The organism is Paenibacillus thermotolerans (assembly GCF_028745515.1).
Taxonomy (GTDB): domain Bacteria; phylum Bacillota; class Bacilli; order Paenibacillales; family YIM-B00363; genus Paenibacillus_AE; species Paenibacillus_AE thermotolerans.
This window is the reverse complement of sequence record NZ_JAQZSG010000020.1, coordinates 67,492-81,548: the sequence shown is the minus strand read 5'-3', so window position 1 is coordinate 81,548 and position 14,057 is coordinate 67,492. Positions and strand designations below refer to the sequence as shown.

The following is a 14,057-nucleotide window of genomic DNA, read 5'->3' as shown; positions in this document are numbered from 1 at the left end:
AAATCACCTCGCATTTTCTCTAAGTGCGTTCAGTACAGGATGCTTCGAAAGTTGAAAAAGCGGCTGAACGAGCCGCCATATTTCGTCGGAAAACCGCTCCGGGCCGATGCCTTGGACGATCCCCTTCAGCTCGGCAAGCTTCGTCTCCAGCATTTCGGTGAGCTGCGGCGCAATCCGGTAGCGCTGAAGCATCGCGTCCACTTCGGCCTTCTTCGCGGAGCCCGAAAGCAAGGCGTCTCTTTCGGAGCTTGTACCGTGCTCAAGCACATACCACTGAGCCCAGCCGTCCCGAATGTTGCCGCTTTGAAGCCGGGACAGGTCGTCGGCGATCAGCTCGCACTCCGCGACGGCCCGGACGAGCGCCGGCCACGCTTTGCGGCGCATCTCCTCCATCCAGAACGTAAAGCTCAAGTATAGATGCGTCTTGATATCCACGGTTGCGCGAACATAGTCCTCTGCGGTCAGCAGCAGCTTCTTCGCCTTCCCGTACAACACCATCTTCATCCGGTTCACTTCGCAAATCGATTCGGAAAGCACTCCGATCGACTGCACGTCGCCCGCCTGCGACAGCAGCTGATAAAACCGGCTGCTGAAATAATCGCCGGCCAGCACCGTCATTTGTCTTGTGATGGTTTTCGCCGTTCGCTCCACCCGTTCATGCGTGTCCAGTCCCATCTGCACTAAAGACACGGCAATAGACACGATATCGCCGGCGGCCCGATTCGGTCCCGATGCTTCCGCCGCTGCGAGAAACGCCCGAAGCAATTTCGTTCGAAGCTCGGGAAAATCGGGAAGCGACGTATGATCCCGGATCATATCGTGGTTTATGTATTTATGCGCGGCACCCGCGATTTCTTCCATGTACGTGCACAATCCTTCCGATCGGTCAATAGCTGTTCGCTCATATTTAAGTTATTATAGCACAACCGAAAGTCGCGCGCACGGTCGGATGCCCGTCATAGGTTGCCGACAACGGTTCGCCACCGCTCGGTCGTCGTAATTTTCAGCTTGCCGCCGAAATAATCGGTCGCTTTCCGATTGCCTTCGCGCCATTCGGCAAGCTCGCGATCGGTAAAGTCGCTTCTTCCCGCCGACAGCGCCAGCAGAAGCGTTCCGTCCTTACCGGATGCGGCGTCCTGCTTTTTCTCGAGCACGCGGACGAACACGCGGGAAATATTGTCCGCGTCCGCAACGCCCAGCTTAGCCAAAGCGGCGATATCGTATTTGACTGTGCGCGCGGCCGGACCGGTCGGATCTATTTCGAGGTCCACTTCCAGCAGCCGATTGCCTACGCTCACCCTTCGAATATCCGAATGAAGCCGCAGCGAAACGAGCTCGTCTACGATCGTTTCTTCGGTGATCGCGCGGCTTTCGCCATGACGGAATACGACCATAGGCTCCCCGCTTTCGCCGGCGGCCTTCGGATCCAGTTCCGCAATCCAGGATATGCTTATAGCGATACCGATCGATATGAGCAATACGAAGCCAATGCGTCCGTACGCCGCCATGAGCTTTCGCCTCCTCTAAACTTCCTATATAACCATTGTACAAAAGAAAAAAGCAGGCTATGCCTGCTTAGCTCGCTTAGGATTCCGTGTCGATCTGCCCGTATTTCGTCATAATGACCGCTTTGCCGCGAATTTTGACGGCGGAGGTATGGTCGGTAAACTGGGCGATCATAACCTCTCCTTTATCCAGCTTTTCCGTGTGATGGAACCGGGTATCGGCGCCGCGGGTCAATCCGATGACGTGTACGCCGTTTTCTTTCGCCTTAATGACAAAATAATCGTTGCCGCCTGTATTCGTTTCCACGCAGCCAACCTCCTTAGAGTTACAAAAGAAAAAGACATCGGTATCGACCTTTGTCCCTGATACCCTGATTATAAAGGGGGCAAGCATGGAAGTAAAGAAAAGTTGCCAGGGTACTTGCCGCGCCTCGGGCCTACACGACAAAACCACTTTCCTCCGCATCGGTACAGCGCGGAAGAAAGTGGTTTTGGTTTAAGCATGGATACGGTTTACATATCGGAGTAACAGGATTTGAACCTGCGACCTCACCCACCCCAAGGGTGCGCGCTACCGGGCTGCGCCATACCCCGAAAAAAACGGTGACAAAGAACATTATATAGTCGTAAGGTGCGATTGTAAAGATGCCGGATATAAAGAGACCGCGGAGAACGTTTCTCCGCGGCCGCTTTCAAACCTTATGTATAAAGGCTTACTTGATTCCGTCCTTAAGCGCTTTGCCAGGCTTGAAGGCAGGTATTTTGCTGGCAGGAATGTCGATCTCCTCGCCGGTTTGCGGGTTGCGGCCTTTGCGTGCCGTACGCTCGCGAACTTCAAAGTTGCCAAAGCCGACCAATTGCACTTTATCCCCGTTTTGGAGCGCTTCTGCGATCGAATCGAATACGGACTCGACAACTGCCGTAACGTCCTTCTTGGACATGTTCGTCGCCTCGGCGACCTTCGTTACAAGCTCGGATTTGTTCATGAAAATCACCTCCCTGAGAAGTAATAGCCTTACTCCTTTTGTTTACGTTTTCTTATGAGAATATACATTCTTTTTTGTGAAAACGCGGCCTAATCCGCTTTTTTTGCGGAACAGGAACAAAACTATAGTAATATATCCGGAGAAGCTTTGGCAAGAGTGTGCGCCGATTGCGCGGCCTTTCGCGGGAAGGGAATCCGTATTTTCGAACCGGGAGACGAAGCTTTTTCCGGCTGGGCCGGCTGCCCACGGGGCGTTTGCACCATCTTTTGGCGCTAACGCCGGAGCGTCTCCGTCATTCGGTTTGCGATGCCGGAATTAACGGAACGAAGTGTCCGCTAATTGCCTGAAAACCGCAATTACCGGCGATTTAAGCGAATTAACGGACATCCGGTTCCGTTAGCGCCAAAGCGATTAGCGTCGTACTTAACATTTTCATACCTGGTGGTGTCCGCATACTAACTCACCCCGTTCGCCCACGACTTCCGGGTTTAGCACCAAGTTTTGGTACTAATACACTCGCTCCGTTCGATCACGTGTCCCGCTGGCCGGCCGCATAAAAAAACTCCCGCATCGCGACTCGCGAGCGGGAGAAACGTATCGGCCTGCTTAAAGAATGATGGCGATCAAGCCGCCGGAGCCTTCGTTGATGATGCGCGCCAGCGTCTCTTGCAGCTTGTATCTCGCGTTGTCCGGCATCATGGCGATCTTGCCTTGGATGCCTTCTCTCACGATGGAATGAAGCGAACGGCCGAAGATGTCGGACTCCCAAATTTTGACCGGATTTTCCTCGAAATCCTGCATCAGATAGCGCACGAGCTCTTCGCTTTGCTTCTCGGTGCCGATAATCGGCGCAAATTCACTTTCGACATCGACTCGAATCATATGAATGGAAGGCGCCGTCGCCTTGAGGCGTACTCCGAATCGGGAGCCTTGACGGATCAGCTCAGGCTCGTCGAGCGCCATTTCCTCGAGCGAAGGCGCCGCGATGCCGTAGCCGGTCGTCTTCACCATTTCAAGCGCTTCGGAGAAGCGGTCGTACTCTCTCTTCGCGTGCGTGAATTCGACCATCATCTGGAGAAGATGGTCCTTGCCGCGAATTTCGGTGCCGACGATCTCCATCAAAATTTTATCGTACAGCTCATCAGGAGCGTACAAATCGATCTCCGCGACGCCCTGCCCCATGTTCATCCCGGACAATCCGGCGCGATCGATAAAGTCGTACTCGCTGAACTGGCCTACTACGCGGTCCACATCGCGCAGGCGGCGAATGTCCTGAACCGTCTCGCGGACCGACTTCTCGAAGCTGGAGCGCAGCCAGTGGCGCTCGTCGAGAACCATCACCCAGCTCGGAAGATTGACGTTCACTTCATGAACAGGGAACTCGTAGAGCACTTCGCGCAAGCAGCCGTAAATTTCATCCTCGGTCATCGTCGCTACGCTGAGGGACATGACCGGAATGTCGTATTTCTCCGCAAGCTCGCTTCGCAGCGCCAGCGTTTCCGGCGAGCGCGGCTTCGTCGAGTTGATGATCATAATGAACGGCTTGCCGACTTCCTTCAGCTCGCCTACGACGCGCTCCTCCGCATCGACATACGAATTGCGCGGAATGTCGGAAATACTTCCGTCCGTCGTAACTACGACGCCAAGCGTGGAATGCTCCTGAATCACCTTGCGCGTGCCGATCTCCGCCGCTTCCTGGAACGGAATCGGCTCCTCGAACCAAGGCGTCGAGATCATTCTCGGACCGTTCTCGTCCTCGTAGCCTTTAGCCCCTTCAACGGCGTAGCCGACGCAGTCGACCATACGCACGTTGACGTCGAGCCCCTCGGTAACCCGCACGCGAACCGCGTGGTTCGGGACAAATTTCGGCTCGGTCGTCATAATCGTTTTGCCTGCAGCGCTTTGCGGCAGCTCGTCGATGGCACGTGCGCGCTCCGCCTCGTTCGGGATGTTCGGGAGCACGACCGCTTCCATAAACCGTTTGATAAAGGTGGACTTACCCGTACGGACCGCGCCCACGACCCCTAGATATATGTCGCCACCCGTGCGCTCCGCGATGTCCTTGAAGATATCGACTTTTTCCAATGAGATCTCCTCCCATACAAAGTAGTTTTCGTCATGAGGATGTCGCCGTACGCCGCTCTTGGCAAGGCCTTGTGAGACGACGGAACTCGTACATTCATTTGGACTAGTAAAAAATATATGTGTCAGACTTTCCGATATGACACATTTTTCAAAGAGTCCGCTCAAGTACTTGTGAACGTTACACGCCCAAGCGCACCCAAAGAAAAATGTATGTTGCGAATCGTTCGAATATGACGAAACGTTATTAGGATTTCGCTCCAAAGCCGTTATGGAAAAAAGTTGTCTATGATTTGCAGCGGTTTGGTCGACTTTTGGGGGCAATTTCTCATGAGGGGATATCGTTATGGCAAGTTCCTATTCAAATTAGGTCGTCTCCGCTGCAGATTATGAACACACTTTTTCCATAATGCCTGATGTTTTCGGAATTTCGGCGAGGTTTAGGAAAATGGACAACATCTAATAAACATACTTTTGCCAAAATGGTGCGCGGAGGAAGGGAAGTTATTCGAAATCATGCGCGAAGGAAGGGAAGTTACTCGAGATCGTCCGGTGAGAGAGAGAAAGTTGCAGCGAAACGTTCCATCACGCAAAAAAACGCCGACGGCGCACTGCCGTCAGCGTCATGTTACGGTACGATCTGTTCGCCGCCGATCACCGGAACCGGCTGCTCATCCTGCCAAACATAAGGAAACGAACGCACCGGAACGAAGAACGAATCCTGCACAAGCAATTCGCGCAAATCCGTTCCGGCTTTCGGGGAAGCCTCGCCGCCGCGCTGAATCGCTCCCATGATGTCAAGGCCGTAGTCGATCCCCACTTTGCCGGATTCGTGCAGCAGCAGCGGCAAATACTGATTCGAATACATGCTGCGGATTTGCTTCGGCTCCTGCTTCAGCGCTTTGAAATCGACGGCGTAAAACCCTTCGGCTACCTTCGTGCCGAGCGGCAGCTTGCCGCCGTTCTTGCTCGCATACTCCGCCGCGGACCGTTCGACGTCGGCTGCGGTCTGAAACGCAACGAGATCCATCAGCTTCACCTGCGGGTCCGTCTCCGCATCGATCAGCACATAATAATAGCTGCCGCCGCTTTCGTACGCATTCTTCGGAATGCTGCTCAAATACTGCAGCTGAACAAGCTTCCGCAAATCGACCACATATTTTTGATAAATCGGCGTCGTCATGTCGCTGTTTTTAATGGGCAGCACGGCACGGTCCTTCTGAAACGCATCCACCGCTCCTTGAACGCGGTAAATTTCTTCCCTGACCGCCGCCGGATTGTTCGCCTGGCGCTGTATCTCCGATTGGTACAGACAGCCGCTGAGCAGCCACGCCGTCAACGTCAGCACGGTAAACAGCGCGGCATAACGCGTTGCGGACGTTACCACCATTCATCCTCCTCCTGCTGCTGAAGCTTGCGCCGCACAGCCTCCTTCAGGGGATCCTCCGGCACTTGAACCTCCGCGTCCCCCTCGATGCGCGCTTGGCACGAAAGCCGTACGCCATCGTTCGCGAGCGGCCCGAGCTTCCATCTTTCTTTATCCGCCATCTTCGAAAGCTTTGCGCCCGGCATTGCGGTTACTTTGCACATTAAACAGCCCGCCATGCCGCCGCACCGGGTTCGTACGGGCACGCCGGCCTTCCAGGCTGCCGTAAGCACCGTTGTGCCCGGCTTTACGTCGATGCTGACATTACCGGGCTGAAACGTAATCTTAGGCATGAGAATCCGCCTCTCCGAGCAATTCCCTCGCCGTTACGCCAAGCAAGCCGCCAACGCGGCGCGTCCATGCTTCGTCGAAGTCGCTGCCCTTCAGCAGCGCCCCGACCGCAGGCAGATGCGTTTCCCGGTCGCGCTTAATCGCCTCGGCGATCGCCGTATAGCGGTCCGGCCGGTTGCGCAGCATGTTAAACAGCAGCTCGTGAGCCAGCGGCATAAGCAGTACGGTGCGCCCGCCAAGCGCGTATCGAGGAGCGAGCGCCGCCGCCTGTTCACGGATCCGCACCGTATAGTGCGCCCCCGGCGCTCTCACTTCAAAGCCCGCAACCAGCTCCACCGTTACGCCATGAAGCGAATAGTGAGATAAAGTGGAGCGATATTGCTCCGTACGGCTAAATTCCGGCTGATCGAGCGCAGCGTCCTTCAGCAGCAGGTGAGCGGCGCCGGAGGGCTCGTCCATATATACGTCAAGGTCCCGCGGGACGGATCCTATATTCACATCTTGAAGGAGGAGCCCGCTGCTGCCGCCTACGAGCCACAAGTCGGGGCAAGTCGCGAGACGTTCCGACAGCTCAAGCAGCGCGCGGGTTAAAGGTTCAGGTACAGTCATCAGCTCGGGCATCCCCTTTTCCCCCTAGAAATAAGTTTTGTTTCTCGCGCGAATGTTCCCGTCACGGGCAACCACCGCTTGGCAGCCGAGACGGTAGCCCTCGGCGATTTCGTCTTCTTCGAGCCGGTCAAGCTCCGCTTCCGTCGGTTCCGCCAAAAACTCCCGGCCTTCTTCTATATAACATCTGCAGCGGGCGCACGTTCCTCTAGTGCAGTTAAACCCGAAGTCAATTCGATTCGCAACGGCGATCTGAAGCAGGCTTCGGCCGATTTCCGCCTCCACCGTCTTGCGAACCGTGCGTCCTCGTAAATCCAGCATGATGCAGGTACCTCCCGGCGAATCAACTCATAGATATCAATGCATATAAAAGAATAGGAATAAACAAAAGAAATGCGATAAACGACAATATAAAACGAATGACGCCGCGCGTCTTTGCGCGGGCGAACGAGATCAGCAGCGAAGCGAGGATCATCAGCCCCAGCGCTACGAACGATGCCCACATCTTGTCCAATGAACTCATAGGTACGTGTGCTCCTTATCCGATATCCGAAAAATACGCGAAATTGATTCATTTGATTATATCATAACGAGCGGTGCGGAAACACAAACGCGGACGCTCCCCAAGATGGGGAACATCCGCGCAAGTTTACGTCCCTCTTACTTTTTCAACATCGACTTCATGAGCTGTTCCAAATTGTTCGCGCCGCTTTTCTTCACGGCGCTGACGATGTCGTTCATCGTCGATTCCGAAACGGGAACGCCGGCCAAGCTCGAAACCTGCTTGATCAGCTTCCGAAGCTCCGCTTCGTTCCTCATGGTGGACGGCTTGACGCCGCTTGCGAGTTTATTAATGTCAGACGGGGTAATATTTTTGCCCGTTTTCTTTTTTACCGTATTCAAGACGTCTTTGCCGATATTGTTGTTGGCCATTCGCTTTCCTCCTCCACAAGTTGCTTAACCACATCTTATGAGGAGGACGAGCGCATGGTGTAGGCGGATGGCTCTAACGTTCCCACTTGGGCGCATTTCCGCGCGCCACTTCTTCGATTTCATGGGTGCGCAAGCGCCCCATCAGCGATTCAACCGCCACTCGGGGGTCTTTCCCTTCGAACAGCACGGCGTGAAGCTCATTGGCAATCGGCATTTCGATCCCGTATGTACCGGCTAACGACACGGCCGCTTTCGTCGTCCGGACGCCTTCGACCACCATGCCCAGCGATTCAAGCACCTCATGCAGCGCCATGCCGGTTGCAAGCAGCGACCCCGCCCGCCAGTTGCGGCTGTGCCTGCTCGTGGCCGTAACGATCAAATCGCCCAGCCCCGCAAGACCTGCGAAGGTCATCATATGGGCGCCCATCGCCCCCCCCAGTCTGCTGATTTCAGCAAGGCCGCGGGTCAGCAGCGCCGCTTTCGCATTATCTCCGAAGCCGAGGCCGTCGGACATGCCGGCGCCTAATGCGATAATGTTTTTAAGCGCGCCGCCCAATTCGACGCCGAGCACATCCGGATTCGTATATACCCGGAAATACGAATTCATAAACAGATCTTGCGCCGCTTCCGCGTTGTCTTTGCTTTCCGAAGCGACCACCACCGTCGTCGGACATCTGCGGATGACTTCCTCCGCATGGCTCGGCCCCGACAAGACGACGATTCCGCCCGGATCGATCTGCGTCAGCTCGTCCGACAGCACGACGGACATTCGTTTCAGCGTTTCGGTCTCAAAGCCCTTCGTAGCGTGAATGATCAGCTGTTCGGGCTTAACATAAGGCTTCATCATGCGGGCGACCTCGCGCATGGCGGATGACGGAGCAACGATGATCAGCGTTTCGCCGTGCTTCACCGCCTCCTCCGCGTCAGTAGTCGCGCGAAGGCATTGCGGCAGCTGCGCCCCCGGAAGAAAGCGTTCGTTCGTATGCCGCTCGTTGATTTCCTGTACTTGCGCCGCGTTCCTGGACCAGACGACCACATCAACGCCGTTCTCGGCAAGCACGGAAGCCAGCGCGGTTCCCCAGCTCCCTGCGACGAGTACGGTTGCTTTTACGGCTGACACATGAGGTTCCTCCTATCCTTCGGTACGCCGGAAAGCAAGCTTGTTTTCCTTGCCCTTTACGATTTTAACAATGTTGCTTCTATGCCTGTAAAAGGCAAAGACGGCAATAATAAGGCTGGCGACGATCAGCTCCGTCTCCCGGTGCATGAGAATCAGCGCGATCGGCAGCAACCCTGTAAAGAGCAGCGAGCCGAGCGAAACGAAGCGCGTAAACACAATCGACAAAATACCGATCCCGCCGGCGATCACGCCCGGAATGAAGCATAGTGTCGCGACAACTCCGATCGTCGTCGCAATGCCTTTCCCGCCCTTGAACGCGAAAAAGACCGGCCAATTATGTCCCGCAATGACAGCAAGCCCGGCGGCAACCGCCAGCCATAAATTGTCCGGCTCCAGCCACTTGCCGACCCAAACGGCCAATACTCCCTTGGCGATGTCCAGCGCGAGCACGGTCAAGGCCGGGCCGAGCCCCAGCACACGAAGCGTATTCGTCGCACCCGCGTTACCGCTGCCGTGCTTTCGGATATCGATTCCTTTCCCCAGCTTGCCGAATAAAAAACTAAAGCTGACGGACCCGATCAAATAGCTGACTACAATCGCAATTACCCAATCCACGTTACCCTCTCCCCCGCAAGGAACATGTCTGTTATTTTACTTAATTCACGAATCCCCTTCGTTTTTCTTGCGAGTCCATATTTTCAGCGGAGTTCCTTCAAACGGAAACGCGGTCCGAATCCGGTTTTCCAAATACCGTTCATATGAAAAATGCATCAGCTCCGGATCGTTCACAAAAATGATCAGCGTCGGCGGCTTCACCGCAACCTGCGTCACATAATTGATTCTGAGCCTTCTGCCGCGGTCGGTCGGCGGCGGCTGCACGGCTACGGCATCGGAGACGACATCGTTCAGCACATTGGTCGGAACCCGCATGGAATGCTGCTCGGCCACATGGTCCACGAGCGGCAGGAGCTTATGGAGGCGCTGCTTCGTCTCCGCCGATACGAACAAAATCGGAGCATAGCTCATGAAAAGGAAGTGGTCGCGAATCGTTTCGGTAAACCGCTGAAGCGTTTTGTCGTCCTTTTCTACGATGTCCCATTTGTTCACGACAAAGATGGCGGCTCTCCCCGCCTCGTGCGCATACCCGGCAATATGCTTGTCCTGCTCGATGATGCCTTCTTCCCCGTTAATTACGATCAACGCCACGTCGGCGCGCTCGATCGCTTGCATGGCTCGCATTACACTGTATTTTTCCGTAGCTTCATACACCTTGCCGCGCTTGCGGATGCCCGCCGTATCGATAAGAACGTACTTTTGCCCGTCCCGCTCGAAAGGCGTATCGATCGCGTCCCGCGTCGTGCCCGCAATATTGGACACGATGACTCTCTCTTCACCAAGAATCGCATTGACCAAAGAAGACTTGCCTACGTTAGGGCGTCCGATCAGCGCGATCTTAATGACATCCTCGCCGTATTCGTCCTCCTCCTTCTCCGGGAGCCTCTCGACGAGCACGTCGAGCAAATCCCCGATCCCCGTTCCGTGGGTGCCGGACACGGCGACCGGATTGCCGAAGCCGAGCGAATAAAACTCATATACTTCTTCCATCTTCGACGGATTGTCCATCTTATTGACGGCGAGTACAATCGGCTTGTTCGACCGAAACAGCTGATTCGCGATTATTTCGTCCGCAGGCGTCATGCCCGCTTTGCCGTCGGCGACGAACAAAATGACGTCGGACTCCTCAATGGCAAGCTCCGCCTGCATCTTCACCTGCTTCAGCAGCTCGTCTTCCTCAAACACCTCGATGCCGCCGGTATCAATGATGCTAAAGGGCTTTCCGTTCCATTCGGCGGTGCCGTAAATCCGGTCCCTCGTCACTCCCGGTTTATCCTCAACGATCGCCAAGCGTTCTCCGATTATGCGATTGAATAGCGTAGACTTGCCTACGTTCGGCCGCCCTACGATGGCGACGATCGGTCTTCCCATACGTTCACTCCTTGCAACCATTGTCTCTGTTATATTAACAAAAATAAATTGTCTTGGCGATTTCCGGACGGCATTCGGGAGTGTTGCTCCTTTAAGGCCTACGTCCGCCTTCCGCCTTTGATTCGCAGCAGCTTTCCGGCTGCCGCATTCGCCGAAGCCCAAAGCCCGCCGTACATCCAGGAAGACATTCGAGTCAGCCCTGCGGCCAGCCACCATTCGTCCTGAAACGATCGGGAGCCGAGTTCAGGAGTCGTATATTCCTGATAAAACATCGCCATATAAGTATCGTTCACGATCAGCGCAACCGAAACGATGGCCAGCTGCACGACGCCTTTGCGGCTGTATCCGACGGTAAGCGCCGCGACGATCAATGCCGGATGAAACAGCGGGTGGACGAACAGCAGAAAAGGATCGACCGCATGAATCCGTTCGATCAGCGAATAAACCGCGCCGAGCAGCATGCCGAATGCAACCATCGAAACACGCTCGTGCAAAGCGCTCGCACTTGCCCAGACAACGGAAACCAGCAGCATAAGCGGGAGGTAGACAAGAGTGCCCGAGCCGATGCCCGATTTCCAGCATACAAGTGAGCAAGCGAACCACAAGCACAAGAACAAAGCAATCTGCCGATTGGAAAAACGGTCGTCCGCAACGCCCCTCCAGCCGCTCCAATGGAGGATGGCCGTAACAATCAGAGCAATATAGGAAAGATAGCCGGCGTTCATGCGCCCCCCTCCTCCGATACAAATATCCTCCATCATGACAATCAGGAAATATATTTTAGTATCGGACGGAAGTGTCCCTTTTACTCCACAGGCTCCGCCGCTCGGCGGCGGGCATATTTGCGGATATCGACGCCGCGGGCCCAGCACCAATGTGCCGTCTCCCCGGATATTACAAGCGGCGCTCGTCGCAGCTCCGCAAGATCCGCCGCTCCTGCCGCCGTCATGATCAGCTTGATGTCCGTTTGTAAAGAACGGATATCCTCGATCAGCGCTTCCACGCCCTCGGCGTTCAGTTTGCGGAGCATAGCCCCCGCCATGCCGACGGCGCCAGCTCCAAGCGCCAGCGCCTTCGCGGCATCAAGAGCGCTGCGGATGCCCCCGGAGGCTATGATTTTGGCAGCGTCCGCCGTCTCAAGCACCTCAAGCAGCGAAGCCGCCGTAGAGTTCCCCCAGTCGTTGAACATGGAGGCCGGCTTGTCCCTGCGGGCGTTCTCGATTTTCCCGAAGTTCGTCCCGCCGAAGCCGCCGCAATCGACCGCCGCCGCTCCAGCTGCGTATAGCTTTTCCGCGGTTTGCGATGTCATGCCGAAGCCGACCTCCTTGACGATCACCGGCACGTCCAAAGCGGCGGCAATCCGTTCCACCCGCTTCAGCACGCCCGTAAACGAACGGTCCCCCTCCGGCATGACGAGCTCTTGAACGACGTTCAAGTGGATTTGCAGCGCGTTCGCTTCGATCATTTCGACCGCCCGTTTCGCCTGATCCGCCGTCGCTTCGCTTCCTAAATTCGCAAGCACTACGCCGCGCGGGTTCATCTTGCGTACGATCGTATAGCTGTCCGTCGTCTCCGGCGATTTCAGCGCAGCCATCTGCGAGCCGACCGCCATCGCGGTGCCCGTTTCGCGAGCAGCTTCTGCCAAACCGCCGTTTATGCGCTTCGTCTCCTCCGCTCCGCCCGTCATCGCATTAATAAGAATCGGCGAACTCATAACGAGCTCGCCGATCGTTGTGGAAAGCGATATTTGTTCCAAGGACGTTTCGGGAAGCGCATTATGTACGAACCGAATGTCGTCCAATCCGTTCCGGTTCTCCGGCGGGATCGACAAAGCATATCGAACGTGATCCATTTTGCGCGAGGAACGCGACATGCGCTTTTCCCTCCAGAGCGGTTAATCTTTATTTCAGCTTGCTCAATTTGTCGCCGAAGCGTTCGCCGAGCGTAAGGTTCAGGCTTTGGCTCTCCGGAATGTCAACCTTCGGCTGTCTCGGAGCTCTTGGAGCACGTTCGCGCTCTTCGCGGGCCGGCTGCTCGGGAGCCTCTTCCGTCTCTTTAATGCTGAGGGAAATCCGTTTTTCGCCGATATTGACGTCAAGCACCTTCACATTCACTTCTTGGCCTTCCTTCAGCACTTCGTGCGGCGTGCCGATGCGGCGGTGCGCAATTTGCGATACGTGAACGAGACCTTCCACTCCCGGAGCGACTTCCACGAATGCGCCGAAGTCGACAAGGCGTCTCACGGTGCCTTTGACAATATCTCCGACATGGAATTGATCGGCCGCTTGATCCCAAGGACCCGGTTGAGCCGCTTTCATGCTCAGCGAAATACGATCGTTCTCCGGATCGACCTTCAATACTTTCACTTTTACTTTGTCGCCTTCTTTTACCGCGTCGGAAGGCTTATCGACATGCTGCCACGAAATTTCGGACACGTGCACAAGGCCGTCCACGCCGCCAACATCGACGAACGCGCCGAACGGAGTCAGGCGTTGAACCGTGCCTTCGATGATTTGATCCGGCTTCAAGCTTTCGAGCACTTGCTTCTTCGTTGCTTGATATTGTTCTTCAAGAACGTCTTTGTGCGACAAGATCAACTTATTGTTGGCCTTGTCGATTTCGCGTACTTTCAGCTTCAGCGTACGGCCTTTGTATCCGCTGAAGTCTTCTACGAAGTGGCGTTCTACCATGGATGCCGGAATGAATCCGCGCACGCCTACGTCGACTACGAGGCCGCCTTTCACGGCGTCCACGACTTTCGCTTCGAACGCTTCGCCTTTGTCGAGGTACTCTTGCATTTGCTCCCAAGCCTTCTCGCCTTCTACTTGGCGCTTGGAAAGAGTCAAAACTTCTTTCTCGTCGTTAATGCCAAGCACCTTGCAAGTAACCTCTTGGCCCAATTGAACGGCATCCCCGATATTTTCAATAGGAACCGAAGAAATTTCGCGGAGAGGAATCGTTCCGTCGTATTTATAACCGATATCGACAAATGCTTGATTGTTTTCTACCTTCACGACGGTTCCCGTTACGATATCGCCTTTCTTTATCGTCGACACACCCGCCATATCAACCGTTTCCGCGGTTTCTTCTCCGTTTCCGTTTACCTTCGTTTCTTCCGTCAT

General features: G+C 55.2%; 17 protein-coding genes and 1 tRNA gene. All 18 read right to left on the bottom strand.

Annotated features, from left to right (window positions below; genetic code table 11):
- Positions 1–3: 3 nt before the first annotated feature.
- The gene (locus PT964_RS16715) at positions 4–861 is read right to left on the bottom strand and encodes a heptaprenyl diphosphate synthase component 1 (RefSeq protein WP_274364506.1); all 858 of its coding nucleotides are present in this window, start codon (positions 859–861) and stop codon (positions 4–6) included.
- 95 nt (positions 862–956) lie between these two features.
- Entirely contained in the window at positions 957–1,508 is a 552-nt protein-coding gene (locus PT964_RS16710; RefSeq protein WP_274364505.1) for a hypothetical protein, read from the bottom strand.
- A 76-nt stretch (positions 1,509–1,584) separates the two neighbouring features.
- Entirely contained in the window at positions 1,585–1,812 is a 228-nt protein-coding gene (gene mtrB, locus PT964_RS16705) for a trp RNA-binding attenuation protein MtrB (protein ID WP_274364504.1), read from the bottom strand.
- A gap of 213 nt (positions 1,813–2,025) precedes the next feature.
- Positions 2,026–2,099 (bottom strand) — tRNA-Pro (locus tag PT964_RS16700).
- Between the two features lie 119 nt (positions 2,100–2,218).
- The gene (locus PT964_RS16695; RefSeq protein ID WP_274364503.1) at positions 2,219–2,491 is read right to left on the bottom strand and encodes an HU family DNA-binding protein; all 273 of its coding nucleotides are present in this window, start codon (positions 2,489–2,491) and stop codon (positions 2,219–2,221) included.
- Positions 2,492–3,097: 606 nt separating this feature from the next.
- Positions 3,098–4,576 carry a stage IV sporulation protein A gene (spoIVA, locus tag PT964_RS16690; RefSeq protein WP_274364502.1) on the bottom strand — a complete coding sequence of 493 codons (1,479 nt, stop codon included), beginning with the start codon at positions 4,574–4,576 and terminating at the stop codon, positions 3,098–3,100.
- Between the two features lie 625 nt (positions 4,577–5,201).
- Entirely contained in the window at positions 5,202–5,963 is a 762-nt protein-coding gene (locus tag PT964_RS16685) for a hypothetical protein (protein ID WP_274364501.1), read from the bottom strand.
- Positions 5,954–6,292: a 2Fe-2S iron-sulfur cluster-binding protein gene (locus tag PT964_RS16680; protein ID WP_274364500.1), complete on the bottom strand. Its 339-nt coding sequence runs from the start codon at positions 6,290–6,292 to the stop codon at positions 5,954–5,956. The genes PT964_RS16685 and PT964_RS16680 overlap by 10 nt, the downstream gene beginning before the upstream one ends.
- Entirely contained in the window at positions 6,285–6,911 is a 627-nt protein-coding gene (locus PT964_RS16675; RefSeq protein ID WP_274364499.1) for a nucleotidyltransferase family protein, read from the bottom strand. Before PT964_RS16675 ends, PT964_RS16680 begins: the two co-directional genes overlap by 8 nt.
- A 12-nt stretch (positions 6,912–6,923) precedes the next feature.
- On the bottom strand, positions 6,924–7,217 hold the full coding sequence (locus PT964_RS16670; protein ID WP_274364498.1) for a 2Fe-2S iron-sulfur cluster-binding protein: 294 nt from the start codon (positions 7,215–7,217) through the stop codon (positions 6,924–6,926).
- Between the two features lie 22 nt (positions 7,218–7,239).
- On the bottom strand, positions 7,240–7,419 hold the full coding sequence (locus PT964_RS16665) for a DUF2768 family protein (protein WP_274364497.1): 180 nt from the start codon (positions 7,417–7,419) through the stop codon (positions 7,240–7,242).
- Between the two features lie 137 nt (positions 7,420–7,556).
- On the bottom strand, positions 7,557–7,829 hold the full coding sequence (locus PT964_RS16660; RefSeq protein WP_274364496.1) for a stage VI sporulation protein F: 273 nt from the start codon (positions 7,827–7,829) through the stop codon (positions 7,557–7,559).
- Between the two features lie 73 nt (positions 7,830–7,902).
- The gene (locus PT964_RS16655; RefSeq protein ID WP_274364495.1) at positions 7,903–8,949 is read right to left on the bottom strand and encodes an NAD(P)H-dependent glycerol-3-phosphate dehydrogenase; all 1,047 of its coding nucleotides are present in this window, start codon (positions 8,947–8,949) and stop codon (positions 7,903–7,905) included.
- Between the two features lie 12 nt (positions 8,950–8,961).
- Positions 8,962–9,564, bottom strand: a complete 603-nt coding sequence (plsY, locus tag PT964_RS16650; protein WP_274364494.1) for a glycerol-3-phosphate 1-O-acyltransferase PlsY — start codon at positions 9,562–9,564, stop codon at positions 8,962–8,964.
- Between the two features lie 45 nt (positions 9,565–9,609).
- Positions 9,610–10,935 (bottom strand): ribosome biogenesis GTPase Der, encoded by a 1,326-nt coding sequence (der, locus tag PT964_RS16645; RefSeq protein ID WP_274364493.1) that lies wholly within the window; start codon positions 10,933–10,935, stop codon positions 9,610–9,612.
- 98 nt (positions 10,936–11,033) lie between these two features.
- A complete protein-coding gene (locus tag PT964_RS16640) occupies positions 11,034–11,660 on the bottom strand; it encodes a YphA family membrane protein (protein WP_274364492.1) in 627 nt (208 codons plus the stop codon).
- Positions 11,661–11,740: 80 nt separating this feature from the next.
- The gene (fni, locus tag PT964_RS16635) at positions 11,741–12,808 is read right to left on the bottom strand and encodes a type 2 isopentenyl-diphosphate Delta-isomerase (protein WP_274364491.1); all 1,068 of its coding nucleotides are present in this window, start codon (positions 12,806–12,808) and stop codon (positions 11,741–11,743) included.
- A gap of 28 nt (positions 12,809–12,836) precedes the next feature.
- On the bottom strand, positions 12,837–14,057 hold the full coding sequence (gene rpsA / locus PT964_RS16630) for a 30S ribosomal protein S1 (protein ID WP_274364490.1): 1,221 nt from the start codon (positions 14,055–14,057) through the stop codon (positions 12,837–12,839).